The organism is Jejuia spongiicola (assembly GCF_023502325.1).
Lineage (GTDB): Bacteria > Bacteroidota > Bacteroidia > Flavobacteriales > Flavobacteriaceae > Wocania_A > Wocania_A spongiicola.
The window spans coordinates 13836-40765 of the sequence record NZ_JAMFLZ010000002.1; the positions used below are offsets into that span (position 1 = coordinate 13836).

General features: G+C 31.3%; 24 protein-coding genes. 14 read left to right on the top strand and 10 right to left on the bottom strand.

Annotation, left to right across the window (positions count from 1 at the left end):
* The first annotated feature begins 4 nt into the window (after positions 1–4).
* The 5 genes from M3P09_RS03910 (at position 5) to M3P09_RS03930 (ending at position 5827) form a co-directional block, all read left to right on the top strand.
* Positions 5–1387 (top strand): tetratricopeptide repeat protein, encoded by a 1383-nt coding sequence (locus M3P09_RS03910; RefSeq protein WP_099564515.1) that lies wholly within the window; start codon positions 5–7, stop codon positions 1385–1387.
* Positions 1388–1945 carry an LPS export ABC transporter periplasmic protein LptC gene (lptC, locus tag M3P09_RS03915; protein WP_099564514.1) on the top strand — a complete coding sequence of 186 codons (558 nt, stop codon included), beginning with the start codon at positions 1388–1390 and terminating at the stop codon, positions 1943–1945.
* 70 nt (positions 1946–2015) lie between these two features.
* The gene (locus M3P09_RS03920; protein ID WP_099564513.1) at positions 2016–2210 is read left to right on the top strand and encodes a hypothetical protein; all 195 of its coding nucleotides are present in this window, start codon (positions 2016–2018) and stop codon (positions 2208–2210) included.
* Positions 2211–3500, top strand: coding sequence for a hemolysin family protein (locus M3P09_RS03925; protein WP_099564512.1), 1290 nt, complete (start codon positions 2211–2213; stop codon positions 3498–3500).
* Positions 3501–3658: 158 nt separating this feature from the next.
* Positions 3659–5827, top strand: a complete 2169-nt coding sequence (locus M3P09_RS03930; protein ID WP_249972109.1) for a SurA N-terminal domain-containing protein — start codon at positions 3659–3661, stop codon at positions 5825–5827.
* Between the two features lie 58 nt (positions 5828–5885).
* Here M3P09_RS03930 and M3P09_RS03935 read toward each other — a convergent pair whose 3' ends face one another.
* Positions 5886–6830 carry a GYDIA family GHMP kinase gene (locus M3P09_RS03935; protein WP_249972110.1) on the bottom strand — a complete coding sequence of 315 codons (945 nt, stop codon included), beginning with the start codon at positions 6828–6830 and terminating at the stop codon, positions 5886–5888.
* A 1-nt stretch (position 6831) separates the two neighbouring features.
* On the bottom strand, positions 6832–8157 hold the full coding sequence (locus M3P09_RS03940) for a hydroxymethylglutaryl-CoA reductase, degradative (RefSeq protein WP_347709804.1): 1326 nt from the start codon (positions 8155–8157) through the stop codon (positions 6832–6834).
* 147 nt (positions 8158–8304) lie between these two features.
* Here M3P09_RS03940 and M3P09_RS03945 point away from each other — a divergent pair, with 147 nt between their 5' ends.
* The 4 genes from M3P09_RS03945 to M3P09_RS03960 all read left to right on the top strand — a co-directional run bounded on the left by M3P09_RS03945 (position 8305) and on the right by M3P09_RS03960 (position 14571).
* The gene (locus M3P09_RS03945) at positions 8305–10536 is read left to right on the top strand and encodes a S9 family peptidase (RefSeq protein ID WP_249972112.1); all 2232 of its coding nucleotides are present in this window, start codon (positions 8305–8307) and stop codon (positions 10534–10536) included.
* A 29-nt stretch (positions 10537–10565) separates the two neighbouring features.
* Positions 10566–12122, top strand: coding sequence for a peptide MFS transporter (locus M3P09_RS03950; protein ID WP_249972113.1), 1557 nt, complete (start codon positions 10566–10568; stop codon positions 12120–12122).
* 63 nt (positions 12123–12185) lie between these two features.
* Positions 12186–13934, top strand: a complete 1749-nt coding sequence (locus M3P09_RS03955) for a peptide MFS transporter (RefSeq protein WP_249972114.1) — start codon at positions 12186–12188, stop codon at positions 13932–13934.
* 88 nt (positions 13935–14022) lie between these two features.
* Positions 14023–14571, top strand: a complete 549-nt coding sequence (locus M3P09_RS03960) for a thioredoxin family protein (protein WP_249972115.1) — start codon at positions 14023–14025, stop codon at positions 14569–14571.
* Positions 14572–14577: 6 nt separating this feature from the next.
* On the opposite strand, the gene M3P09_RS03965 is transcribed toward M3P09_RS03960, so the two are convergent.
* From M3P09_RS03965 to surE, 5 genes are read right to left on the bottom strand one after another with little or no spacing between them, the layout of a single operon-like run.
* Positions 14578–16617, bottom strand: coding sequence for a ComEC/Rec2 family competence protein (locus M3P09_RS03965; RefSeq protein WP_249972116.1), 2040 nt, complete (start codon positions 16615–16617; stop codon positions 14578–14580).
* A 23-nt stretch (positions 16618–16640) separates the two neighbouring features.
* A complete protein-coding gene (locus tag M3P09_RS03970) occupies positions 16641–17141 on the bottom strand; it encodes a C40 family peptidase (protein WP_249972117.1) in 501 nt (166 codons plus the stop codon).
* 7 nt (positions 17142–17148) lie between these two features.
* Positions 17149–18264 (bottom strand): lipid-A-disaccharide synthase, encoded by a 1116-nt coding sequence (lpxB, locus tag M3P09_RS03975; RefSeq protein ID WP_099564502.1) that lies wholly within the window; start codon positions 18262–18264, stop codon positions 17149–17151.
* Positions 18265–18555 (bottom strand): hypothetical protein, encoded by a 291-nt coding sequence (locus tag M3P09_RS03980; protein ID WP_249972118.1) that lies wholly within the window; start codon positions 18553–18555, stop codon positions 18265–18267.
* Positions 18548–19324, bottom strand: a complete 777-nt coding sequence (gene surE / locus M3P09_RS03985) for a 5'/3'-nucleotidase SurE (protein WP_249972119.1) — start codon at positions 19322–19324, stop codon at positions 18548–18550. Before surE ends, M3P09_RS03980 begins: the two co-directional genes overlap by 8 nt.
* A gap of 198 nt (positions 19325–19522) precedes the next feature.
* Between surE and M3P09_RS03990 the strand changes: the two genes are divergently transcribed.
* Positions 19523–21658, top strand: a complete 2136-nt coding sequence (locus M3P09_RS03990) for a carboxy terminal-processing peptidase (RefSeq protein ID WP_249972120.1) — start codon at positions 19523–19525, stop codon at positions 21656–21658.
* 8 nt (positions 21659–21666) lie between these two features.
* Positions 21667–22767 carry an ABC transporter permease gene (locus tag M3P09_RS03995; RefSeq protein WP_249972121.1) on the top strand — a complete coding sequence of 367 codons (1101 nt, stop codon included), beginning with the start codon at positions 21667–21669 and terminating at the stop codon, positions 22765–22767.
* An 8-nt stretch (positions 22768–22775) separates the two neighbouring features.
* Here the strand turns inward: M3P09_RS03995 and M3P09_RS04000 are convergent, their stop codons facing one another.
* The 3 genes from M3P09_RS04000 to M3P09_RS04010 form a co-directional block, all read right to left on the bottom strand.
* Positions 22776–23372, bottom strand: coding sequence for a 3-keto-disaccharide hydrolase (locus M3P09_RS04000; RefSeq protein ID WP_249972122.1), 597 nt, complete (start codon positions 23370–23372; stop codon positions 22776–22778).
* 126 nt (positions 23373–23498) lie between these two features.
* Entirely contained in the window at positions 23499–24104 is a 606-nt protein-coding gene (yihA, locus tag M3P09_RS04005) for a ribosome biogenesis GTP-binding protein YihA/YsxC (RefSeq protein WP_099564497.1), read from the bottom strand.
* Between the two features lie 47 nt (positions 24105–24151).
* Positions 24152–24916 carry an alpha/beta fold hydrolase gene (locus tag M3P09_RS04010; RefSeq protein ID WP_249972123.1) on the bottom strand — a complete coding sequence of 255 codons (765 nt, stop codon included), beginning with the start codon at positions 24914–24916 and terminating at the stop codon, positions 24152–24154.
* A gap of 294 nt (positions 24917–25210) precedes the next feature.
* Here M3P09_RS04010 and mraZ point away from each other — a divergent pair, with 294 nt between their 5' ends.
* From mraZ to M3P09_RS04025, 3 genes are read left to right on the top strand one after another with little or no spacing between them, the layout of a single operon-like run.
* Complete coding sequence (gene mraZ, locus M3P09_RS04015; protein WP_099564495.1) at positions 25211–25681, top strand: division/cell wall cluster transcriptional repressor MraZ; 471 nt, start codon at positions 25211–25213, stop codon at positions 25679–25681.
* A complete protein-coding gene (rsmH, locus tag M3P09_RS04020; protein WP_249972124.1) occupies positions 25668–26564 on the top strand; it encodes a 16S rRNA (cytosine(1402)-N(4))-methyltransferase RsmH in 897 nt (298 codons plus the stop codon). The genes mraZ and rsmH overlap by 14 nt, the downstream gene beginning before the upstream one ends.
* Positions 26564–26881 (top strand): FtsL-like putative cell division protein, encoded by a 318-nt coding sequence (locus M3P09_RS04025; RefSeq protein ID WP_099564493.1) that lies wholly within the window; start codon positions 26564–26566, stop codon positions 26879–26881. Before rsmH ends, M3P09_RS04025 begins: the two co-directional genes overlap by 1 nt.
* The last annotated feature ends 49 nt before the right edge of the window (positions 26882–26930 follow it).

Genomic DNA, 26930 nt, shown 5'->3' on the forward strand with positions numbered 1-26930 from the left:
TATCATGAAGGCGAAAATTACATTATTATTTACATTTTTATTCATTGGATTAAATTTGGTAAACTCTCAAAGTAATGAAGAAGATATGGCAACTTTGTCAATTATGACAGAGTATGCTAAAGCAAAAAATTACGAAGCGGCTTATAAACCGTTTATGGAGCTAAGACAAAGAAACCCAAAATTTAATAGAGCTATATACGTATATGGCGAGAAAATTTTAGGAGATAAAATTAAAAAATCTACAGGAACCGAAAAAGTTGCTTTTGTAAATGATCTTTTAAAATTATGGGATGAAAGAGGAACTCATTTTGCGAGTAAAACTCCTAAAGGAGAATATGCTGCCAAAGGTTGTCAATTAATGTATGACCATAAAAGCATATTAAATAAGACAGATCAAGAACTTTATGAATGTTTTGATGCAGCTTATAATTTAGATAAAGCAACGTTTAAAAACCCTAAAAGCTTATATATTTATTTTAAATTAATGGTAGCATTATACGACGGAGGTAAAAAACCAGCTAAAGATTTATTTAATAAATATGATGATGTTGCTGAAAAGATTGAGGATGAAGTAAAATTAGCTTCAGGAAAGCTTAACAAATTGATTGAAAAAGAAGATGCAGGTACAGCGTTAGCGTCTAAAGAAAAAAAGTATAAGAAATACTATTCTCAAGTACTAACAGCTTATGATAAAGTATCAGGAAGTATTGATTCTGAATTAGGAGAAAGAGCAAATTGTGAAAACTTAATACCGCTTTACACTAAAGATTTTGAGGAATATCAAAATGATGCAGTTTGGTTAAAGCGTGCAGTAAGTAGAATGTTTTACAAAGAATGTACTGATGATCCTTTATATGAGAGATTAGTAAAGGCTTATGATGAATTATCTCCATCTGCAGATACTAAAGTTTTTGTTGCTGGTATTTTAATGAAAAAAGGAAAAACATCAGAAGCAGAAGGTTACTTTAATGAAGCTTATGATTTAGAAGAAGATACTTTCAAAAAATCAAAGTTAGCATACAGAATAGGTACAATTCTTAAAAAGAAAGGTAAATATGGCAAAGCAAGAGGGTATTTTAGAAATGCATTAAAACTTAACCCTTCAAACGGTCGCCCACATTTAGCTATAGCAACCATGTATGCTGCTAGTGCAAACCGATGTGGAGATACAACTTTTAATAAAAGAGCAGTATATTGGTTAGCTGCAGATGAAGCTAGAAAAGCAGGACGAGTAGATCCAACATTAAAGAAGGCTTCTGCGCAATCAGCTAAAAGTTATTCGGCTAAAGCACCATCTAAGTCAGATATATTTAGCGCTGCGAATTCAGGACAAACTATAAGAATCGGTTGTTGGATTGGAGCTTCAGTTACAGTGCCTAAAGTTTAAATGAAAACTAGAACATATAAATACTATATACTAAACATAGTCACAGCGATTGCTGTGACTATGTTTTTTTCATGTAAAGACAACTTTAAAGAGATCCAGAAAATTGGTGTTTCTGAAAATGAACCTATTGGAGTTGCTGAAAATATTAATTTGAAATATACAGATTCAGGTAAGATTAAAGCTATCCTTTTAAGCCCAAAAATGTTAGATTATCAAAATAGAGCTTTTCCTTTTTTTGAGTTTCCTAACGGTATTGTATTAGACTTATTAGATGAGGATAATAAAAAAAATGTAGTTATTGCTGATTATGCTATTAATTACATTAATACTAATCTTATAGATTTACAAGGCAATGTAAAAATAACAACAAGTACAAACGATACATTGTATGCTGAACAATTGTTTTATGATAAGAAAAAAGAGTGGATATTTACTAATAAGCCTGTTAAATTTAGACAAGGCCAGGATTTGATTAATGGCAATGGTTTTGATTCAGATTCAAAATTCACTAATGCTGAAGTGCTTGAAGTAACAGGTATAATTACACTTGATGAATAACTCAAAATTCTTCAAACCCAGCTTCTCTATTTTAATTATCTTTGTGGCAATTTAAATTACAACTCAAAAAATGAAATATTCAAAGATTTTTCAATATGCTTATATCGTATTTGCTATATTGTTTATATATGACGCCATTTCAAGATATATGGATAATGGCGAAATTTATTACCCTTCAATATTATTAGGAGCACTAGCTATTTTTATGTTTTTCTTTAGAAAAAAGTTTAGTAAAAAATTTGAAAACAGAAACAATTCAAAATAAATGAGCATTTATGTTATTATCATAATTGTATCATTAATATTATCGGCCTTTTTTTCAGGTATGGAGATTGCTTATGTTTCTTCAAATAAAATCCATATCGAGATTGAGAAAAAACAAGACGGCATTCTTGCAAAAATATTAAGTAAGCTTACTGCAAAACCATCAAAGTTTATTACAACTATGTTAATTGGCAACAATATAGCATTGGTTATTTATGGATTTTTTATGGGCGATTTACTGGTCAATTGGTTTCAATCCATGTTACCAACAACATCAGTTTTTGTTAACTACATGCTAACAGACTTCAGTTTATTGTCGCAAACCGTTATTTCAACTTTTGTTATTTTAATTACAGCAGAATTTTTGCCAAAGGTGTTTTTTCAAATTTATTCAAATACACTTATAAAAGTTTTAGCATTACCAGCTTATATTTTTTATGTATTATTTACTTTTATTTCAGATTTTGTTATTTGGATATCTGATTTTATTCTTAAATATTTTTTTAAAACCGATGGAGACCAAATTCAACTAGCTTTCACAAAAGTAGAATTAGGTAATTATATAAGTGAACAGATGGAATCGGTTGAAGCTCATGATGAGGTAGATTCTGAAATTCAAATATTTCAAAATGCATTAGAATTCTCTGAAGTTAAAGCACGAGAAGTTATGGTGCCCAGAACTGAAATTATTGCAGTAGAAATTAACGAGTCAATAAAAACACTAAACGCTCTTTTTACAGAAACAGGTTGTACTAAAATTATAGTATATAAAGAAACGGTTGATGATATTTTGGGTTATGTGCATTCTTTTGAACTATTTAAAAAACCAAAAACTATAAAATCGGCAATGCTACCTGTTGAGTTTATTCCAGAAACCGTACTAATTAAAGATGTGTTAAATGTGCTCACTAAAAAGCGAAAGAGTATTGCGGTTGTTTTAGATGAGTATGGAGGTACATCTGGTATTATGACTGTTGAAGACATTGTTGAAGAGCTATTTGGTGAAATTGAGGACGAACATGACTCAGTAGATTTAATTGAAGAAAAAATTGATAAAGAAACGTTCACATTTTCGGCACGTTTAGAAGTGGATCATTTAAACGAAACTTATAAATTGAACCTACCAGATAGTGAAAATTATGAAACTTTAGGCGGATTAATTGTTAATCACACTGAAGAGATTCCAGCAAAAGATGAAATTGTTATTATTGATGGATTTCAGTTTACTATTTTAGAGGTATCAAACACTAAAATTGATTTGGTAGAACTTAAACTTTTAGAAGAAGATTAAAATTGGAATATTTTAATACAATTAAAGCCTCTTTACACTTTTATTATTAAATAGAAAATGGTATTTTCGCGCACTGTATTTAATCAAAATTTGATTATTACATAAACAACTTAATAAGCAAAATCCCGTACTAAGGATTTTTTAAATTTAAATTACAAATGGCAGTTTTAAATAAGATTAGACAACGTTCACTATTTTTAATACTAATTATAGCATTGGCGTTATTCTCTTTCGTTTTAGCAGATTTATTTAAAAATGGTGATGCACTTACAGCAAAATCGCAAAATATTGTTGCTACAATTAATGGTAAAGATATTACTCGTGAAGATTTTTTACAAAAAGTAGAAGTAGCACAAAAACGTGCTGGAGCAACAGCTACTAATACTCAAGTAATGAACAGTGTTTGGGAGCAAGAAGTAAGGCAAGCTGTTATGGAAACACAATACGAAACTCTAGGTATTTCTATTGAAAAGGACCAAATGAGAGATTTGCTTAAAACAGCAATGGCTACCAATCCAGAGTTTTTAAATGAAGCAGGGTTGTTTGATGAAAATAAGTTAAATGAGTTTATTGCTAATCTTAAAGAATTATCGCCACAACCAGGTTTTATAGCAGGACAACCATTAACTTTTGCTGATTGGGTAAACTACGAAAAGCAATTAGCTAATAATGCTTTAAATCAAAACTATTTTAATTTAGTAAAAGCTGGTTTAACAGGAACTCTTGCTGAAGGCGAATTAGAACATAAATTGCAAGGAAATAAAGTAGACATTAAGTACGTGCAAGTACCTTACACTTCAGTTGCAGATAGTACAATTGCTGTTTCAAAATCAGATATTTCAGATTATATAAATAAAAACAAAAAACAGTTTGAAGTTGAAGCTTCAAGAGATATTAGATATGTAGAGTTTAAAGAAATCGCTACAGTTGAAGACGAAAACGCTATAAAAGCAGATTTGGTAAAGCTATTAAATGATAGAGAAGAATATAGTGAAGCATTAAAAGCTAACGAAACCATTACTGGTTTTTCTAAAACTACTGATAACGAAGATTTTGTTAATTCTAATTCTGATATAAAGTTTAATGATCGTTTTGTTTTCAAATCATCATTACCCACTGCTGTGGCCGATAGTATTTTTAATCTTAATGAAGGTGAAATTTATGGACCATATAAAGACAACGGATATTTTAAAGTGACTAAAGCAATTAGTTATGAAAAAATAGCAGATTCAGTTCAATCGAGCCATATTATTGTTCCTTTTGTAGGCTCATTAGCCGCTACTGCCGAAACAACAACAACAAAAGAAGACGCAAAAAAGCTAGTTGATAGTTTATTGCCTTTAGTTAAGAACAGTAAAAGTAAATTTAACGAAGTCGCAAATGAAATAAATGTTGATGGGACAAAAGGAAAAGATGGTAGTATAGGTTGGATAAGATACTCAACTTTTAACCCAAGAAGTTTTGATCCTGATTTCGCAGACTTTTTATTTACAAACGAGAAAGGTAGTGTAGATATAGTTTTAACACAATTTGGTTATCATATTATAAGAGTAGATGATAAAGAGAGTTTTGAAAATGCCCTTAAAATAGGAACTATTGCTCGCGAAATTGAACCATCTGAAGCTACAATTTCTAAAGTATTTAGAGATGCTTCAAACTTCGAAATAACAGTTGTTGATAAAGATTTTCAAGAGACAGCAACCGAAAATAAATTTACTGTAAGACCAGTGAATGGTATTAAAGCGTTAGACGAAAATATTCCAGGTGTTGGTAATCAAAGACCAATAGTGCGCTGGGCTTTTGAAGAAGATGCTAAAGTAGGTGATATTAAGCGTTTTAACATACCAAATGGCTATGTTATTGCACAGTTAGTAGCAAAACATAAAGAAGGATTGAAAAGTGTAGAAGATGCATCAGCTACAGCAATACCTGCTATACGTAAAGAGAAAAAAGCTAAAATTATTAGAGATAGAACAACGGCTACTACTTTAGAAGATTTAGCAGCAGCTGAAAATACAACAGTAAGAACAGCTTCGGCTATTACAATGAAAACACCAACGCTTTCTGGAGCTGGAAGAGAACCAATTATTGTTGGCTCTGCTTTTGGTTTAAATGAAAACGAAACATCTAAGTTAATTGATGGCGCAAATGGAGTTTATATGATTCAGGTAACTAAAGTAATTCCAGCTGTAGAGTTAGATAATTACCAATCTTTTGCCAATCAAGTAGAAACTTTAAAAACAAATGTGGTAACCGCAAAGTTATACAATGCTTTAAAAGAAGCTGCTGATATAGAAGATAACAGAGCTAAAACTCAAGTTCAATAAAGACTAATCTAATAAAGATTATATAAAAAAACCTCGTTTATCGAGGTTTTTTTATGCTTTAAAGTATCATGTTTTCAAATGAGATAACCGTTTGGTATCCTTTCTTTTTAAAATAATCTGTAGGGTTGTTTTTTGAAGCAGCTAAAACAAAATCGCCACCCCACGCACCAAGGCTTTTTATTCCGCCATTAAAATCGCTAAATAAACGCTTCTTAATTGGATCTTGATGTATGATTTTTGAAATGATGTATTCATGTTTTTCAATTAGTAAAATAAATTCATCAAGCGTTTTACACGAAATTATATTTTGAGTTATAGTGCTTATTGTTGAAATAGATTCTGATAAATCTGAAATATTGTTTTTATACCGCGCAATACCATCACGACTATTTTGTTTTTGGTTTAAATAAACAAAGTATAAATGGTCTTTGAATGAAGGATTAAAAGCTATTTCTTTAATGGCTCTTGTATTATTTTGAGTATCACAAGAAACTTCATTGGTTTTTACATATAATTGGTAGGTTATTGGTAGGTTATGTTTTGCACAAGCAATATCGTAACCACTACCATCGAAAGATTGTTTCAAAAGTTGATAAGGATCAACATTTGCCCATTGTGCTATATTATTTATTAATGTTGATGATGTACCTAAGCCCCATTGTCTAGGAAAGTCTAATCTTGTTGTTACTTTGAAGCCATTTTCTGTATTTAAAAAATTGGGATTAAGTTTTTTAGCAATGTTTAATATTTGAATCAATCTCTCACTAATGTCATTACTAGAATCGACCGACCTGGACTTGATAGTTTCACCAATTAAAAATTCATCTTTAAACCAAATATTTTCTTTTTCATCTAAGCTTTTCCAAACGAGTTTGGATGCTTCAATAGCTTCAATATTTAAGGATTGCCCATATTTTGTTGGAATAGCTAATGATAAGGCACCATCAAGCACTAAATACTCTCCAGTTAACAATAATTTTCCGTTGCTATAAAAACGTTCCATTCTAATTTTTAACTCTTAACTCTTTTATCGCCTCAACAACAGCGCTGTGGGTTACTGTATTGGTTTTAAAATGCTCAGTTAAGATTTCTTTTTCTTTTTCGTTAGCTTCAAATTGGTTTAGAATATTCATTAAGTGCATTTTCATATGTCCTTGTTGAATCCCTGTTGTGGTTAATGAACGTAAAGCAGCAAAGTTTTGTGCTAAACCAGCAACAGCAACAATTTGCATAAGTTCTTTGGCTGATGGTTTGTGTAATAATTCTAAAGCTAATTTTACTAACGGGTGCAAATTAGTAAGCCCGCCAACAGTACCTAATGCTAAGGGGATTTCTGTCCAAAAGGTAAAAATACCATCTACAATTTTGGCATGTGTTAAGCTACTATATTTTCCATGTCTAGAAGCATAAGCATGTACTCCAGCTTCAACAGCTCTAAAATCATTTCCTGTTGCCAAAATTACAGCGTCTATACCATTCATAATGCCTTTATTATGGGTTACAGCACGATATGGTTCTATTTCAGCAATATTAACTGCTTGTACAAATTTTGTGGCAAAATCTTCACCCGAAATCAAATCATTGTCGCTTAAATCTTCAACCTTACAACTTACTTCGGCTCTTACTAAGCAATCAGGAACGTAGTTTGATAAAATGCTCATTACTATTTGAATTTGCTTTTCTTCTTCTGAAAAACCTTCAAATAATAAACCTTCGTTTTTAAATGTTTTTGCAAATTGCTCTAAACACGAATTTATAAAATTCGCACCCATAGCATCTAAAGTTTCAAAAGAGGCATGTAATTGATAATATCCGTTTATATCTTCTGTTTTGTCACGTAACTCTATATCAATAATACCACCACCACGAGCTTCCATGTTCTTGGTAATAGGTTTAGCATCTTTGATTAAGATAGGTTTTACATAGTTAAAAAAGCTTTGTAGCTTTTTAAAATCACCATGATACATAAAGTGTACCTGACCAATTTTAGTAGTTGAAATCACCTTAGTTTTAAACCCTCCTCTGTCTAACCAAAAATTAGCAGCTTTACTTGCTGCTGCAACAACCGAGCTTTCCTCAATAGCCATCGGGATGGTGTAAAGTGTATCATTAATTAAAAAATTTGGAGCAACACCAAGGGGTAAATAATAGTTGGTTACTGTGTTTTCAATAAACTCATCATGTAACTGTTGTAATTTTTCATTATTATTCCAATACTGTTTCAAAATGCGCTTTGCTTCTTCAGTATTCGAAAAATATGTATTTACAATCCAATCAATTTTGTTAGACTTGGAAAGCTTAGAAAACCCAGAAATCGTTTTGCTCATTATCAACTGTTTTACGGAGCAAATATACTATTCTTGGTATGAAAATTGAAGGCATAGTTATTACATTCGCTTATTTAACTGTTAATAGTTACGGTTTTTTGCATAATTTTTAGTAAACTTGACATCATTTTGTCAAAAAAATAATTTTTAATGAGAATTCTACGATTACCTTTATTTATTTGTCTTTTCTTAACTATAACTTTATCGGCTCAAAATAAGCAAATTACCCTCGAAGAAATTTGGAATGGTACCTTTAGAACGGAAGGAATGGATGTTTTGCACTCCATGAAAAATGGACAACAATATTCAGTACTGAATTTTGATAGGAAGACTAGATCTACTTCAGTAGATATTTATGATTATAAGACTTTAAAAAAGATAAAAACATTGGTAAGCTCTTCTGATATAGAAGAGTTAAATTATTTTACTGATTATTCTTTTAGCAATGATGAAAGCAAAATTATTTTAGCAACAAATGAAGAATCTATATACAGAAGATCAACTTTAGGGAACTATTATGTTTATGATACAACAGATAAGTCGATAACCTTAATTTCTGAAAATAAAATTCAAGAACCTACATTTTCTCCTGATGGAAATATGGTTGCATACGGATTTGAAAACAATTTATACATTAAAAATTTAAATACAAAAACAGTAAATCAAATTACTTTTGATGGCGAAAAAAATAAAGTTATTAATGGTATAACGGATTGGGTTTACGAAGAAGAGTTTGCTTTTGTTCGTGCTTTTGAATGGAATACAGATAGCAACAAAATTGCATTTATAAGATTTGATGAGACTAATGTGCCAGAGTTTTCTATGGATGTTTATGGAACCGGGTTATATCAAACTCAACAAGTATTTAAGTACCCAAAAGCTGGTGAGAAAAATTCTTTGGTTTCACTTCATATTTATGATTTAGATACTAAAAAAACTAATCAAGTAAAGGTAGATAAAACATATAGCGATTTTTATATTCCAAGAATTGAATGGTCTAAAAACCCTGACATATTAAGTGCTCAATATATGAATAGGCATCAAAACGAATTGGATTTATGGATGATAAATGCCAAAACAAATACATCAACTTTAGCTCTTGCTGAAAAAGATGATGCTTACATTGATGTAACGGATAACTTAACGTTTTTAAAGGACAACAGCTTTATTTGGACAAGCGAAAAGGATGGCTACAACCACATCTATCATTATTCAAATGATGGGAAGTTAAAAAACCAAATTACAAAAGGCAATTGGGAAGTTACTAACTATTATGGTTATGATGAAAACACAAATAGAATTTTTTACCAATCTGTAGAAAATGGTTCAATAAATCGTGATGTATATTCTATAAAGCTTAATGGTCGTGACAAAAAACGACTTACAAAAAGCGAAGGCACTAACGGAGCTTCATTTAGTGCAGATTTTTCATATTTTATAAATACATTTTCTAGCGCAACAACACCGCCAGAGTATACTTTAAATAGTGCGGCTTCTGGGAATCTAATTAAAAGTATTAAAGATAACGATGTGTTATCAAAAAACCTTTCTGACTATAAAACCTCTAAAAAAGAGTTTACATCCATTCATGTAAATGGAAACGATTTAAATATGTGGATGATTAAACCCGCAAATTTTGATGCTTCAAAACAATACCCTTTGTTAATGTATCAGTATTCTGGACCAGGATCTCAACAAGTTGCTAACCGTTGGAATAGTGCAAACGATTATTGGTATCAACATTTAGCTCAACAAGGGTATATTATTGTTTGTATAGACGGTCGTGGTACAGGTTTTAAAGGAGCAGCATTTAAAAAAGTAACACAAAACCAATTAGGGAAATACGAAGTTGAAGACCAAATTCAAGCAGCAAAACAATTAGGAGAATTACCATATATTGATGCTAGCAGAATAGGTATTTGGGGTTGGAGTTATGGTGGATTTATGAGTAGTAATGCTTTGTTTAAAGGGAATGATGTGTTTAAAATGGCAATTGCTGTAGCACCCGTTAGTAGCTGGCGTTTTTATGATACTATTTATACAGAAAGATACATGACTACACCGCAAGAAAACGCAAGTGGTTATGATGATAATTCGCCAATAAATCATGTCGATAAACTTAAGGGCGATTATTTATTAATTCATGGGTCTGCAGATGACAATGTACATTTGCAGAACACTATGCGATTGGTAGAGGCTTTAATTCAAGCAGATAAGCAATTTGATTGGGGTGTCTATCCAGATGATAACCATGGTATTTACGGTGGAAATACAAGATTACACCTCTATAAAAAAATGACTACTTTTATAAATGAGAAACTTGGAGATAAGCGAGAAAAAGCAAAAGAAAGCGAAGTAAAAAAAGTAGAAATTAAAGGATAATAAACTAATTACTAACTAATAATAAATTTATGGCAGCAACGGCATTAAAACCACATCAAAAAGAACTTTTTGGGCAACCAATAGGATTGTATATTTTATTTTTAACTGAAATGTGGGAGCGTTTTTCATATTATGGAATGCGCGCATTATTAGTATTATATATGACAACTCAAACCATTGGAGATGATAGGGGAGCAGGTTTAGGATGGACAAATCAAGAGGCCTTAGCGCTTTATGGATGGTATACTATGTTAGTATATGTAATGTCTATACCTGGGGGTATGATAGCCGATAAATTAATTGGGCAAAAAAAGGCTGTTCTATTAGGAGCAATTGTTTTGTGTTTAGGTCATGGAGTATTGGTGTTAACTGATATTTGGGCCTTTTATACTGGTCTTGGCTTAGTTATTTTAGGTGTTGGTTTACTAAAACCAAATATTTCAACTATGGTTGGCGGTCTATATAAACAAGGAGATATTAGAAGAGATAAAGGATTTAGTATCTTTTATATAGGCATAAATTTGGGGTCTTTATTGGCTACTTTAATAGTAGGGCTTGTAGTTGCTGAATGGGGATGGCATGCAGGTTTTGGACTTGCAGGAATTGTAATGGTTTTAGGTTTAATTAATTATGTTTTTGGACAAAAATATTTAGTACATGTTGGAAACTTTGTTCCAAGTAAAGGAGATGAAAACGAAATTTCTTATGGTCAACTTTATTCTAAGTTGTTTAGTTCTCCAAAGCAGTTAACATTTTCTGTTATTTTATTAGCTGTGTCGTTATTTGGATGGTACAAAATGGGATGGAAATATGGCTTGCTATTTTTATTTCTAACAGCTATAACTTCACTTTTAATGATGATTTATAAAGAGTTAGATTCTCAGGTTTTTAAAGATAGATTTATGGTATTATTATTATCATTTATTATGGTAATAATATTTTGGGGCGCTTTTGAGCAGGCTGGAGGATTAATGAATTTATATACTGAAACTAATACTGATAGGGTTTTATTTGGATGGGAAATACCTACCGTTATGTTTCAAAGTTTAAATGCTGGTTTTATTATCATTTTTGCTACAATTGTGGCTAGTATTTGGGCAAAAAGGCAATTAAAAGGAAAAGAGGCATCTTCGCTATTTAAAATGGCATTGGGTATAATTATAATGGGCTTTGGTTTCTTATTTATGGTATTTGCTGCCATGGAATTTGAGAAATCTGGAACTTCTAGTATGATATGGTTAGTATTAGCCTACCTATTTCATACCATAGGAGAGCTTTGTATATCTCCAGTAGCACTATCATTTATTACAAAGTTAGCTCCAGTTAAATATGCATCTCTAATGATGGGAGTTTATTTTGCTGCAACAGGTTTAGGGAATAAAGTAGCTGGTATTGTAGGCGAATCTGCTTCAGAGTTTGGTGAATACGCTATCTTTTTAGGGATATTAGTATTTACAGTAATAATAGGTGCTTTGTTTATTCTATTATTAAAACCTTTAAAACGCTTAACTCATGGAGCAGAAGACAACGAACGTGTAATGCATTATGATGAAGCCGAAGGGTTCGAATTAGCAGATAAACAATAAATTATATAAACCTCATAAACTTCTTTATGAGGTTTTTCTTTTAAACTTTTTAATATTCTTAGTATGGCAGAAAATTCTACCGATCAGTTTTTTAAATCGAATGTATTAGGACATCCTTCAGGGTTGTTTGTATTATTTTTCACAGAAATGTGGGAACGCTTTTCATATTATGGTATGCGAGCATTACTTATAATGTTTTTTACAGCCAAAGTTTTTAACGGAGGTTGGGAATGGCCAGAAAGTTGGGCTTATGCCATTTTCGGAACATATGTTTCCCTTGTGTATTTATCAACATTATTGGGTGGTTACTTTGCTGATAAAATTATTGGTTTTAGGTATGCAGTTCTAGTAGGAGCTTTGTTGATGACATTAGGTCATGGCTGTATGGCGATAGAAACACCTTTCTTTATTTATACAGGACTTACATTATTGGTTTTTGGTAGTGGTTTTTTTAAGCCTAATATGACCTCAATTATATCTGAAATGTATAAAGATAGGCCTGAGAAGAAAGACGGCGCCTATACAATATTTTACATGGGTGTAAACTCTGGAGCTTTCGTTGGAATTCTATTATGTGGGTATTTAGGAGAACAGATAGGTTGGTCTTGGGGGTTTGGTGTTGCTGGTATTTTTATGTTGTTTGGATTAATTCAGTTTTGGTTGGCACAAAATATTTTTGGCAATATTGGTTTAAAACCTGAAAAAGGAAATGAAGAAAAGGTTGTTTTAAAAGAAGGTGAAAAATTAAACCCTTTCACGCGTTTTGAAATGGCTTTGATAATTATTTCATCAACTTTAGGGTTAAGTTGGATATTAAATGATCCAATATCTAAAATTTCAGAAGGAGCGTATAATTTATTTGGATTTAAAATTTTTGGATTTGATGGACAGAATGTAGCTATTTTAACGGCGCTATTAATTTTTGTTATTTTACTAATTATAAGAATCCCAAAATATGCAAAAACAACAAGAGATAGAATGTTGGCAGTTGTGTTTTTCTGTTTTGTAACTATTTTCTTTTGGGCTATATTCGAACAATCTCCAGGGTCATTAACTATTTTTGCAAGAGATTACACGGATAGAATTTTAGAAGGCAATTCTGCAATAATTTTTAAAATAGTCGATGTTTTACTTACAGTTGTTCCATTAGGCGTAATTACATGGGTGTTATTTAAATTATTTAAAAAAACTTTTGCTAAATATTCATGGTCTAATATAGTATTGGCGTTTAGTTTTTTAGTTATTTGGGCAATTGCAATATTTAGATTAAATGATAAATTAAGTGGTGATGTTGCAGAAATAGATGCCAGTTGGTTTGGAACTCTAAATTCTTTATTTATAATAACTCTAGCACCATTATTTTCAAAATGGTGGGAAGGTAAGTATAACCCAAATGCAAATATGAAATATGCAATAGGCATGGTTTTATTAGGGTTAGGTATGGCATGTGTTGCTATTGGTTCTTCTTCTATAGAGCCTGGCGCTAAAACGGCATCTGTGAGTATGATATGGCTTGTTTTGGTTTATTTCTTTCATACTATGGGAGAGTTATGTATATCGCCAGTTTCTCTATCTTATGTAAGTAAACTTGTTCCAGGTAGAATGATAGCAATGATGTTTGGAATTTACTATTTAGCTATCGCTATTGGAATGAAGTTAGCAGGAATGTTTGGAGAGGCATCTACAGGAATTGCTAAGGAACATGGTATAAGTTATTTCTTTTGGATACTAACAGGCTTGTCTTTAGGGTTAGCAGTTTTATCTGTAATAATGTATCCTATGGTTAAAAAACTAATGCATGGTGTTCGTTAATCGAAAAAATTGTTAAAAAACATTCAAAAAGCTCCTAATTAGGAGCTTTTTTTGTAAGTTCGGAACAACTTTTGCAACCCATAAGATTATGAAAAAGACAATATACTTAATGCTAGCTTTAGGCTTTTTAAATTTAAATGCCTTTGCTCAAGAGATAAATTGGGTGACTTTTCAAGAAGCTCTAGAGCTTCAAAAGAAAACCCCTAAAAAAATTATGATGGACGTTTATACCAATTGGTGTGGACCATGTAAAATGCTAGACAGAAACACTTTTCAAAAGAAAGAAGTAGCTGATTATGTAAATGAACATTATTACGCCGTTAAGTTTAACGGAGAAGGAAATGATGTAGTAAACTATAAAGAGAAGTCATTTACAAACCCTAACTACAACCCTGCAAATGCTAACAGGCGTAATTCGGCTCATGATTTAGCAAGATATTTACAAATTAGTGCTTATCCTACTATTGTGTTTTTTGATGATAAAGGAGAAGTTATTGCTCCTATTAGAGGATATCAGAAGCCATCTCAATTAGAACTGTATTTAAAGATGTTTAAAAAAGATGACCATAAAAACATTAAGACTCAAGAAGAGTTTAATGCCTATTATAAAGCTTTTGTGTCTAATTTTAAAGATTAATAAAACTTAGTAATTAATAATATATGCTCCCTTTTTACTAGTTTGGTGAAAAGGGAGTTTTCTTTTTTTACAAATAGCCTCCCATCTTTCAATATAAGATTTGTAGTTACTACCATCAGCAATTACATGTTTTGGTTTTATAGAGTCTATTAATCGATTCAAATTTATTTTGGGAGATTGTCTCAGCAATACATAATCTGGTTTAAACAATTTTATATTATAAACACCCAAACTATCTATAACTAAAAGTTTCTTGTTATTTAAAATATAGACAGATTTCAGAGTGTCTTTCTCTATAGTTTTTATCTGATTTCCAATGGTGAAATCTTTAATTATTTTGTTTTTTAATTGTGTTAAGCTATCAAAATCATGAGCTACTAATAGGTTATTATTACTATTGTTCACCAATAAAGTATATCTGCTTTTATGAAATACAATAAACTGATTTGAAGACTTTTTATATATTGAATAAATAAACGCGCATTGAATAATTAACACCGAAATTAATAATAGCTTTAAATTGAAAACATTTCTTTTCTTCAAAAACTTTATAAGTGTTATAATAGCTAAATAAGAAACTAAAACATATAATAAGCTAAAAGCAATATCTTTAAAAAGAAACGATTCCTGTTTAGATACCCAGCCAACAAAATTATTCATGCCACTAATAATGTATCCATAAACATTTGCTATGAAATTGGGGAGTAAGTTTGTTACTGCAAGTAGAATTACAAGAATTCCCAATCCTAAAATGATTCCTAATAATGGAATAATAACCAAATTTGATATAAAAAATAGGCTAGGAAACTGATGAAAATAAAATAAGCTAATTGGTATAATTCCAAACTGAGCAGAAACTGTTACCGTTAAAGTGTGCCAATATTTGTCTATTAACCAGTTTTTTGGTTTCCATAAATTATAGAGTATAGGGTCTATGGCTACAATAGCAAAAACAGCTAAGTAACTTAACTGAAAACCAACGTCAAACAAAAACATGGGTTTAAAAAGTAATATAACAAACATAGAAATTGCTAAGGTGTTATAAATATTTGTTGGTCTTTTTAAATTTATAGCAATGGCAACAATACTAAACATAGTTACTGCTCTGGTTACCGATGCCGATAATCCAGCAATTAAAGCAAAGCACCATAAGCAGAGAACTAATAAAATGGTTTTTATAAGTCTACCATGTTTTAAGCGTTCAATAGGTTTAAAAACAAGGCTTAAAATGATTAAAATAATACCAACATGTAGCCCCGACACAGCTAAAATATGTATAGCACCAGCATTTGTGTAACTGGTGTAAACTTCTTCACTAATATCTTGCCGCTGCCCAAGTAATAAAGCATTAATTATGGCAAGCTCATCTGGTTTGAAATGATAAGGCTTTAATTTTAGATTGATGTATTCTCTAATATCATCTGCAATACCAAAAAGAGTATGTGTATCTGTACTTACTTTTAAAAGCGAGTTATTTTTAGCAAATATTTGATGATAGATATATTTCTTTTTAAGATATTTTTTATAATCAAATTGATAAGGATTTAGCGGATGAATAAGGTTTTGAAAAGCCGTATTACTAACAATAATGTCATCTACTTTTAAAACAGATTGAGTAGAGTCTTTTTGAATGTTTAATAGAGATTTCCCTGAGACAGTTACGTTATTAATATTTAAAATATCAATAACATATTTGTCATAGTAATTTCCTGGTTTTAAAACTTCTCTAATTCTAAATGTTACGGTTTTCGCTGTATCCTTTTCTAGCGAAACAAGTTTAGAATAATGATTCGAAAAGTTTTTTTGATTATGAAAAGAAGTGGCTAATACCCCAACAGAAATCATTAAAATATAAGCAAAAACTCCAAACCAAATGGTTTTAATAAATTGCTTTCTGGCTATTAAAAAGCATATAAATAATAAGATTAAAAGAGCAGTAGTTAGGTATAAACTTGAATGAATAGATATAGGGTATAAATATGAAATTATAATTCCTATAATTAAGAAACACGTTAATTTAATGATTGTGAAATTAAGTAACTTCATTAGTGAAAGTTACTAAAAAGGATTTACAAAACGCGCCTTGCTTGTACAAAAGCAAAATACCAATAGCGTTCGGATAGCTCAGATGTTATAACACCTCTGCTTGAGGTTGAATGTATAAACTCTATACGACCAACTTGTGCAGACGTTACAATACCTACATGGTTTACTTTACGACTGTTTTTTTTGGTAGCAAAAAACAATAAATCACCTTTTTTAACTTCTTTTAGATCTATCCAATCTCCTGTGATTGCTAAATCTTTTGTGGTTCTAGGAAGTATAATAGCTTCACTTTTAAACGAAGTGTAAATTAAGCCCGAGCAATCCATTCCTTTTTTTGTAGTACCACCATATTTATAACGTGTACCTTCATACTGCTTAGCATAGTTGGTAATGTCATCAGCTTTTAAAAGTGGTTTAGTTTCTGCTTTTACAACAGTTTCATTTTTCTTTTTAGTTTTTGATTTTGAAGATTTACAGCTACTAAAACCAGCAATTAAGAGCATTATGAAAAGAAGTTTTTTCACAAATAAATTAGGTTTTAATAGATTTGAAAATTTCTTTAGCGGTCTTTTCGCTTGCACCTTTACCACCAAGTTTTTTCTCCAAATCATAATAATCTAAAAATAATTTTGCACGATTATATGGGTCGAGAATAAATTCTAACTCTTGCTTCAATCTTTTTTTGTTGAAATCATTTTGGATAAGTTCTGTAACAACTTCTTTATCCATTATTAAATTAACTAACGAAATGTATTTTAAAGTAATAATACGTTTAGCAATTTGGTAAGATATGTTGCTGCCTTTATAACAAACTACCTGAGGAACTTTAAATAATGCTGTTTCAAGTGTAGCTGTACCAGAAGTAACTAAAGCAGCGGTTGAAACACTTAATAAATCGTATGTTTTATTACTAACAAAGCTAATATTTGAATTTTTAATAAAGGTTTTATAAAAACTAAAATCTTGACTTGGCGCTCCTGCAATAACAAATTGATAGTCTTGGAAATCGTCAACCAAACTCAACATAACAGAAAGCATTTTAGTAATTTCTTGTTTTCTGCTACCTGGTAAAAGTGCAATAATAGGTTTATCGTTTAACTTGTGAGTTGTTCTAAATTTAAATTCATCAACTTGAGTTCTGTCTGCAATAGCGTCAATTAACGGATGACCAACAAATGTAACATCGTAATTAAATTTGTCTTTGTAAAAAACCTTTTCAAAAGGAAGAATAACATACATCGCGTCAACATCTCTTTTAATAGCATGAACCCTACTTGCTCTTGATGCCCAAACTTGTGGGGAAACGTAGTAATTGGTTCTGAAACCTTTTTGCTTTGCCCATTTTGCAATACGTAAATTAAATCCGGAATTATCTATAAAAATAATGACGTCTGGATTAAAGGTTTCAATATCATTTTTGCAAAAAGAGATATCCTTAAAAATTTTGCTGAGATTCATAATGACTTCAACAAAACCCATAAAAGCCCGTTCTTTATAATGTTTTACTAAAGTACCGCCAACATTTTGCATAAGATCACCTCCCCAAAACCTAAAGTTAGCATTGCTATCTTCTTTTTGCAATGCTTTCATTAAGTTAGAGGCATGTAAATCACCTGATGCTTCGCCAGCAATAATATAGTACTTCATTTAGAAGAGTTTAAAAACAAAGGTAAAAACAGCAATGAAAACAGTAATTAATAAAACACCTCTTGCTCGATAATCCTGCTTCTTTTTTATAAAGATAAAAAAAGCAACAAGATTTAAAATAGCTCCTAAACTTATTAATTTACCTAAATAACCTTCAGATACTGCAGCATTCATTACGCTAGTGAAATCACTGTTATTTTTTTTTGATATTATAAATATTGCAGTAATTAGCCCAATGCAATTGGCTACTAGACCAACAAAAAAACCTATAAAAATATCTTTTTTAATCATTTAAATTCCATTTTTTTAATGTACTTATATGTTTGTGTGCAGTTAAATCAAATTGAGTTGGAACTACAGAAATGTAATTGTTTTCTAAGGCCCATTCATCAGTGTCTTCTCCGCCATCTAAATTAACAAATTCTCCAGAAAGCCAGTAATAATCTTTTCCCTGAGGGTTTTGACGCTTGTCAAAAGCTTCAACCCAATTCCCTTTAGCTTGCCTGCAAACTTTTATGCCTTTTATATTTTCCTCAGAAACATTTGGGATATTAACATTTAAAACAACATCATTAGGAATGCCATGTTTTAAAGCATTTTCGGTAATTGTTTTTACAAAAGGTTTACAGGCTTCAAAATTAGCTTTCCAATTGTAGTCTAATAACGAAAAACCAATTGCAGGAATACCTTCAATGCCAGCTTCAATAGCTGCACTCATAGTGCCTGAATAAATAACATTAATAGAGGAGTTTGAGCCATGATTGATTCCTGATACACATAAATCGGGTTTTCTATCCAATATTTCTCTAACACCTAATTTTACACAATCAGCAGGTGTTCCAGAGCAACAATACTCTATTTGAGGTTCATTATCGCTATTAATTTGCCAAACGTATAATGTTGAGTTTATTGTAATGGCATGCCCCATACCGCTCTGTGGGCTGTCAGGTGCTACCACTACTACATCTCCAATGGTATTCATAACACTAATCAGTGTTCTAATTCCTGGCGCATTAATGCCATCATCGTTAGTTACTAGAATAAGAGGTTTTTTTGACATATTGGGATTATAAAACACCGCTAAAATACATAATTTAGCCAGTAAACACTTAATTTCTTTGCTTTAACAAAAAATTAGTAGCAATTGCCTTTATTGGCATGGTTTTTTCTTTATTTTAGTAGAAAATAAATTATTATTTTTATTTGAAGATAGATATATTAGTATCTAAACAGAAAAGATTAAAAGATGAAAAATATTATGAAGAGGAATTATAAAGTTTTGTTATTAATGGTTTTGCTTGCTTTTGCATCGTGTAGTTTTACATCTAAAACATTTGACGATTCAGATAAAGACAAAATGCTAATTCATATCATTAAAAGTGTTTTAGAACAACTTCATTTTGATCCTATTGCAATGGATGATGCTTTTTCAGCTGAATTGTTTTTAGATTATGTTGAGGCTATGGATCCTTTAAAGCGATATTTTTATGAATCGGATTATAAAGATTTTGAAAAATATAAATTGACTATTGATGATCAATTAAAAATATCAGACATTACGTTTTTCAATGTAACTCACGAGCGAATGATAAAGCGTATCCAAGAAGCCAAATCTTTATATAAAGAAATATTATCTGAACCATTTGATTATACTAAAGATGAGATTTTTGATACTGATTCTGAAAAAACCTCATATGTTAAAAATAGAAAGCAACTAAAAGAGCGTTGGAGAAAGCAACTTAAGTTTTCAACACTTTCTAATTATGAGGATATTTATAGTGAAGAAGAACAAGCAAAAGAAAATGATGCTTCTTATGTAATGAAAACAGAGGAGGAAATTGAAAAAGAAGCTCGCGAAGCTACTTTGAAATCGCTTGATATATATTTTAACGACAATATTGATGACAAAAAACGTGAAGACTATTTTGCTGATTATGTAGGAGTAATTGTTGGAGAATTCGATCCGCATACATACTATTTAGCACCTCGTAATAAAGAAGTTTTTGATCAGCGAATGTCTGGGAAATTAGAAGGAATTGGTGCTGGGCTTCAAAAACGTATGGATTATATAAAAGTTACTTATCTGGTATCTGGTGGACCAGCATGGAGAGGAAAAGAATTAGATATCGATGATGTTATTTTAAAAGTAAAACAAGAAGATGAAGAGATGCCAGTTAATATTGTTGGTATGCGAATTGATGATGCTATAAAGTTAATTAAGGGGCCGAAAGGAACTAAAGTAACTTTAACTATAAAAAAGATAGATGGAACAATTAAAGATATTACCATAACAAGAGATATTGTAGAATTAGGAGCAACCTATGCTAAATCATCCTTAGTAGAAAAAAACAATAAGAAATTTGGAGTTATTAATTTGCCTTCGTTTTATTTAGATTTTAATGATTATAAAAAGTTAAACGCTGCAGCGGATGTTAAGAAAGAAATTGAGCGTTTAAAAGCTGAAGGAATGGAAGGGTTGGTGTTAGATTTGCGCAATAATGGTGGTGGCTCATTACCTGCAGTTGTAGATATGGCAGGCTTATTTATAAAGGATGGGCCTATAGTACAAGTACGATCAACAGGTAAGCCAAAAGAGGTTTTAAAAGATAAAGACAAATCTATTGTTTGGGATGGACCCCTAGTTATTTTGGTTAACGAAATATCAGCTTCAGCCTCAGAGATTATGGCAGCAGCAATGCAAGATTACAAACGCGCCATTATAATTGGGAGCAAACAAACTTATGGAAAAGGAACAGTTCAAAATGTTTTAAACTTGAACAATTTGGTTAGAAACAGTTCTGGCGGTGATTTAGGATCATTGGCATTAACTACTCAAAAGTATTATAGAATCAATGGCGGTTCAGTACAATTAGAGGGGGTTAAAAGTGATGTTAAAGTCCCTGGCAGATTTAGCTTTATTGATGTAGGCGAAAAAGATAAAGAAAACCCATTACCATGGGATGAAATTGATGCTGCCGATTATGCAGTTTGGGATAATTATTTTGATTATGATGAAACCATTGAAAAGAGCAAGCAAAGAATGAGTAACAACGAGCAGTTAAAACTTATTGAGGAAAACGCTAAATGGGTAAAAAGTAAAATTGATGAAACTGTAGTTTCGTTAAATTATGAAAAATATAAGGCAACGAATGATTTAAATGAATTAGAATCTAAACGTTTTGATGCTATTTCTAAATATAAAACTAACTTAACTTTTGAGTCTCATGCTTATGAAAAAAGCCTTTTTGAAAGTGACACAACAGATTTAAAAGAAAAACGTCAACGATGGCATCAAAGCTTAAGTAAAGATGTTTATATTGAAGAAGCGTTAAATGTGCTTGAAGATTTAAAAATGTCTTATGCTATAAAAAAGGTAGCGACTGTAAAGGATTAAGTTATTATATGAGTAATAATTCAAATACTAACTCATTAAAACAATTAGCGCTCCAAAAGTTTAAAAAGAACTTTTGGGGTGTTTTCAGTTTGTGTTTTATTGTATTTGTTGGTTTAGTATCAGTCTTTGCTTATGCGTTTGCTCCAGATAATTCGCAAGCAGCAAACCAAATGCACTTATCTATTCATTCAAAACAACCAGGTTTTAAAGTCCAAATGCTAACTATTCCATCACAAGTAAAGAATAACCAAAATGGTTTTAATAAAGTTTTTTTTGGAAAAATAAATACAGATACCGAGATACCAATTTCAAGCTATAATATAGAAGACCATTTGTTAAATTATACCGAATATGCCTCTGATGGCTTAAAAGGTGTTGAAAAAACAATCGACCTTAATGCTTTCCCAAATCAGTCTGCTAAAGATTTTATTGAAGAAAAAACTTTTGTTTTTGGAACTGATAAATACGGAAGAGATTTGCTAAGTCGCGTTTTAGTTGGGGCCAGAATTTCGTTTTTCATTGGTTTTGTTGCGGTTTTTATTTCATTGATTATCGGTGTTTTTATGGGAAGTGTCGCTGGGTATTTTGGAGGAAAAGTAGATGCCTTTATTATGTGGATTATTAATGTTACATGGTCTATACCTACGCTGTTATTAGTAATTGCTATTACTTTAGCTTTAGGTAAAGGCTTCTGGCAAGTATTTATTGCTGTAGGTTTAACTATGTGGGTTGAGGTTGCTAGAGTGGTGCGTGGACAAATAATTAGTGCTAAAGAAATGCAATATGTTACGGCTGCTAGAGCTTTAGGTTTTGATGATTTTAGAATTATAACTAAACATATTTTACCCAACATTATGGCGCCAGTTATTGTAATATCTGCAGCTAATTTTGCTGCAGCTATTTTAATAGAAAGCGGACTTAGTTTTTTAGGTATTGGAGCCCAACCTCCAATGGCAAGTTGGGGAGCTATGATTAAAGATCACTATAATTATATAATATTAGGAAAACCTTATCTAGCCATTATACCTGGGCTTTGTATTATGAGTCTGGTTATGGCATTTATGCTTATTGGTAATGCGCTTCGTGATGCTTTAGATGTAAAGAGTTAATGTTTGTATTAAAGTTCCTTAATTTTAATATTTCTCCAGCTTATTTTCACGCCTCCACCGCTATGAATTTGTAAAGCTATTCCACCTTCACCTTCACCTATTTTTTCATCATCTATATGAATCATTTTTGTTCCATTTAACCACGAGGTTAGTTTAGATCCTTTAACTTTAATTTTCATGGTATTCCATTCCCCTTCTTTAAGGATATTTTCCTTATCTGCTTCAGGTTTTATTAACCACCCACGCCCATAAGATTCGTATACACCACCAGTATGCTTTCCTTTTGGAGCTACTTCTACTTGCCAGCCTTTAACTTTAGTGCCATCAACAGTCGATCTAATGAAAACACCACTATTGCCATTGCTCCATTGTTTAAACTCTAAGGTTAAAATAAAATCTTTATAGTATTTTTTAGTGCCTAAGTAACCATATTCTTTATCTTCTCCACTTTCACATATTAAATAGCCATCTTCTACATACCATTTTTCTGTACCATAAATTTCCCATCCATCTAAGTCTTTACCGTTAAACAAATCTGTGTTTTGTGCATAAATGTTTCCAAATGTTAAGATGCTTACTACTGCTGCAACTAAAAAGTTTTTCATAATTACTATATGTATTTAATGTGTTTTGTGTTCTATTAATAGAGTATTCAGCTAAGTTATAATTATTTGTGGTAAAGTCAAAGTATGGCTTGTAGCTTTATGTTATTTGAACATGTAGTATAGAGGTTATTCAGGTAGCATATTTTCATTTAAACTCTCAATGTAATTCAAAACGTCATCTTTACCTATATCTTTTGATGATGAAGTTATAAAATAATTAGGCATATCTTCCCATGTTTCTAAAAGTACATTTTTATAATCTTCAACATAATTTTCAATAGCTTTAGGTTTTAGTTTATCTGCTTTGGTAAAAATGATTGAAAAAGGTATGCCATTTTCACCTAGCCATTGCATGAACTCTAAATCGACAGGTTGAGGTTTGTGCCTAATGTCAACTAAAACAAAGGCGGTAACCAACTGCTCCCGTAAAGCAAAATATTGTGTTATAAATTTTTGAAAAACCTTTTTTGCGCTTTTAGAAACTCGCGCATAACCGTAACCAGGCAAATCTACTAAATGCCAATTTTTATTTATTAAAAAATGATTAATAAGTTGAGTTTTTCCAGGTCTTCCAGATGTTTTTGCTAAACTTTTCCGGCTAGTTAGCATGTTTATTAAAGAAGATTTTCCAACGTTACTTCTGCCAATAAAAGCATATTCAGGTAATCTGCTTTTAGGGCATTTAGCCACATCAGAATTACTCATTACAAATTCAGCAGATTTAATTTTCAAAATAGTGTTTTTGTCATTCCCTTGAAGAAGGGAATCTTAGTTTTGTTTTAAAATTTTCTTTTAGTTAACCAAGTATCAAGAATTTGATTAAATTCCTCAGGGTGTTCCATCATAGCAGCGTGTCCGCATTTGTCAATCCAGAATAAATCAGAATCAGGTAAAAGCTCATTAAATTCTTCGGCAACTTCTGGCGGAGTTACGTTGTCATTCTTTCCCCAAATAATGCATGTGGGGGTTTGCATTTTTGGTAAATCTTTAGCCATATTATGTCTAATTGCACTTTTTGCAATAGCTAACGTTTTTATAAGTTTATTACGGTCGTTAACTGTTTCGTAAACTTCGTCAACTATTTCTTTTGTTGCAACGGCAGGGTCATAAAACACGTCTTGAGCCTTCTTTTTTATAACCTCATAATCACTACGCTTTGTGTATCCTCCTCCCATAGCGCTTTCATAAAGCCCAGAACTTCCTGTTATTACAAGAGCTTTAACTTTTTCTGGAAATAATTTTGTGTGATACAAACCAATATGGCCACCTAGCGAATTTCCTAGTAAAATCACTTCATCAAAACCTTTAAATTCAATAAAATCATGCAAATATTTTGCAAAACTTTTTACATTGGTTTTTAGTAAAGACATCGTGTAAATTGGTAATTCTGGTATAATAATTTTATATCTCTTTTTGCTAAAAAACTTAGTAACCGAATCAAAATTACTTAACCCACCCATTAAACCGTGCAAAACAATAACAGGTTTGCCTTCTCCAACTTCAATATAGCTATAATTCTTTTCTTTTTTTAAACGATGCGTCATTAACTGGTTAGTCTATTTCGTTAAAAACAAATATAGTTATTTCATTCATATTTCAATCATTTTAATTTAAGCTCTGGCATAATTGTTTTGAATTAAGATGTTAACAAAGTGTTTAAATAAAACTCTTTTGTGTAACAGGTTGACAGTGAGTAGCTAAAATATTTTTTGCTTTTCATTATCTATTTAAAATGGTACTTCATCGAAAAATTATTAACAAAGTGCAGTAAAGTGGTAAAATGTGGGATATTTTTCAATATATTTGAAACTTAAACCTAAAAACGAATACTGACCGCTTTGAACTCATTAATAGGGACATACGATTGTAAAGTAGATGCGAAAGGCAGGCTTATGATGCCTTCTGGCATGAAAAAGCAGTTGGTGTCTATTATAGAAGATGGGTTCGTGTTAAGGCGTTCTGTTTTTCAACCGTGTTTAGAATTGTATCCTATGAGCGAGTGGCAAACAGTGATGCAAAAAGTAAATAAGCTTAATAGGTTTAAGAAAAAGAACAATGATTTTATTCGCCGTTTTAATGCAGGGGCAAGAATGGTAGATATTGATGGTAGTGGACGCTTGCTAATTCCGAAAGATCTTATTGGTTTTGCAGGTATTTCAAAAAACATAGTGATTTCTCCAGCAGTAAATATTATTGAAATCTGGGATAAAGATAGGTATGAACAGGCTATTGATGATGCTGCAATAGACTTTGCTGATTTAGCTGAAGAGGTAATGGGACAAGATGATGACGACCATGGAATATCATAATCCAGTTTTGTTAAAAGAAACCGTTGATGGTTTAAATATTAAAGAAGATGGTGTATATGTAGATGTAACCTTTGGAGGAGGTGGACACAGTAAAGAAATACTAAAACATCTTGGTGAAGAGGGTAGGTTGTTTGCTTTTGATCAAGATTTAGATGCTCTTGAAAATACAATTGATGATGAACGATTTACGTTGATACATGAAAATTTTAGATATGTAAAACGCTTTTTAAGGTTTCATGGTGTAAAGCAGGTAGATGGTGTTTTGGCAGATTTTGGAGTGTCTTCACATCAGTTTGATGTAGCTGAACGAGGTTTTTCTACAAGATTTGAAGCTGATTTAGATATGCGAATGAATCAACAAAATGATATGTCGGCATTTCATGTAGTTAATGAATATGAAGAAGAGCAGTTGAAACAAGTGTTTTTGCAGTATGGGGAATTAAGGGCTGCACCGGCAATGGCGAGGCTTATTGTTGAATATAGAAAAACGGAAGAAATTAAAACGAGTGAACAATTAAAAAAAGTATTGAGAAAGTTTTTGCCGCCACGACATGAAAACAAGGTGTTAGCTCAAATTTACCAAGCTATTAGAATTGAAGTAAATCAAGAAATAGAGGTTTTAAAAGAGTTTTTGTTGCAAACGCCAGAAATATTAAAAGTTGGAGGCCGTTTAAGTTTTATATCCTATCATTCTTTAGAAGATAGATTGGTAAAGCGTTTTATAAGAAATGGATTGTTTGAAGGAGAGCCAGAGCGAGACATGTTTGGAAATTTTGAAGTACCATTAAAAAAAGTAAATGGATTAATTGTTCCAACTAAAGAAGAGGTAAGTATAAACAGTAGGGCAAGAAGTGCAAAACTTAGAATTGCTGAAAAAATTTAATGAAGAAAAGTATTTATAGCATATTAAAAGGAACATTTTTAGTGAGCGACGATTCGTTTAAGAATTGGCGCATGATTCTTTTTATATCTGGATTAGCTATAGTGATGATTGCGAGTTCGCATAGTGCTGATAAAAAAGTATATGAGATTGCACGATTAAAAAATGAAGTTAATGAAATGCGTTCGGCATTTATTGATGGTAGATCAAAACTGATGCGGCTAAAAATGGAATCAGCTGTAGTAAGTAAAATGAAAGAAAAAGGGTTGTCGCCTTCGGTGATTCCGCCAAAAAAAATAAAAGTAAAATCCCAAAATTAAAAGCGAATCTTGGCAGTAAACGAGAAAGGCATATTAAACCGATTGTATT

Excerpts from the sequence above, each read along its gene's own strand:
- M3P09_RS03910 (WP_099564515.1), top strand. The coding sequence starts at position 5 with ATGAAGGCGAAAATTACATTATTATTTACATTTTTATTCATTGGATTA.
- lptC (WP_099564514.1), top strand. The coding sequence starts at position 1,388 with ATGAAAACTAGAACATATAAATACTATATACTAAACATAGTCACAGCG.
- M3P09_RS03920 (WP_099564513.1), top strand. The coding sequence starts at position 2,016 with ATGAAATATTCAAAGATTTTTCAATATGCTTATATCGTATTTGCTATA.
- M3P09_RS03925 (WP_099564512.1), top strand. The coding sequence starts at position 2,211 with ATGAGCATTTATGTTATTATCATAATTGTATCATTAATATTATCGGCC.
- M3P09_RS03930 (WP_249972109.1), top strand. The coding sequence starts at position 3,659 with ATGGCAGTTTTAAATAAGATTAGACAACGTTCACTATTTTTAATACTA.
- M3P09_RS03935 (WP_249972110.1), bottom strand. The coding sequence starts at position 6,830 with ATGGAACGTTTTTATAGCAACGGAAAATTATTGTTAACTGGAGAGTAT.
- M3P09_RS03945 (WP_249972112.1), top strand. The coding sequence starts at position 8,305 with ATGAGAATTCTACGATTACCTTTATTTATTTGTCTTTTCTTAACTATA.
- M3P09_RS03950 (WP_249972113.1), top strand. The coding sequence starts at position 10,566 with ATGGCAGCAACGGCATTAAAACCACATCAAAAAGAACTTTTTGGGCAA.
- M3P09_RS03955 (WP_249972114.1), top strand. The coding sequence starts at position 12,186 with ATGGCAGAAAATTCTACCGATCAGTTTTTTAAATCGAATGTATTAGGA.
- M3P09_RS03960 (WP_249972115.1), top strand. The coding sequence starts at position 14,023 with ATGAAAAAGACAATATACTTAATGCTAGCTTTAGGCTTTTTAAATTTA.
- M3P09_RS03965 (WP_249972116.1), bottom strand. The coding sequence starts at position 16,617 with ATGAAGTTACTTAATTTCACAATCATTAAATTAACGTGTTTCTTAATT.
- lpxB (WP_099564502.1), bottom strand. The coding sequence starts at position 18,264 with ATGAAGTACTATATTATTGCTGGCGAAGCATCAGGTGATTTACATGCC.
- M3P09_RS03980 (WP_249972118.1), bottom strand. The coding sequence starts at position 18,555 with ATGATTAAAAAAGATATTTTTATAGGTTTTTTTGTTGGTCTAGTAGCC.
- surE (WP_249972119.1), bottom strand. The coding sequence starts at position 19,324 with ATGTCAAAAAAACCTCTTATTCTAGTAACTAACGATGATGGCATTAAT.
- M3P09_RS03990 (WP_249972120.1), top strand. The coding sequence starts at position 19,523 with ATGAAGAGGAATTATAAAGTTTTGTTATTAATGGTTTTGCTTGCTTTT.
- M3P09_RS03995 (WP_249972121.1), top strand. The coding sequence starts at position 21,667 with ATGAGTAATAATTCAAATACTAACTCATTAAAACAATTAGCGCTCCAA.
- M3P09_RS04000 (WP_249972122.1), bottom strand. The coding sequence starts at position 23,372 with ATGAAAAACTTTTTAGTTGCAGCAGTAGTAAGCATCTTAACATTTGGA.
- M3P09_RS04010 (WP_249972123.1), bottom strand. The coding sequence starts at position 24,916 with ATGACGCATCGTTTAAAAAAAGAAAAGAATTATAGCTATATTGAAGTT.
- rsmH (WP_249972124.1), top strand. The coding sequence starts at position 25,668 with ATGGAATATCATAATCCAGTTTTGTTAAAAGAAACCGTTGATGGTTTA.
- M3P09_RS04025 (WP_099564493.1), top strand. The coding sequence starts at position 26,564 with ATGAAGAAAAGTATTTATAGCATATTAAAAGGAACATTTTTAGTGAGC.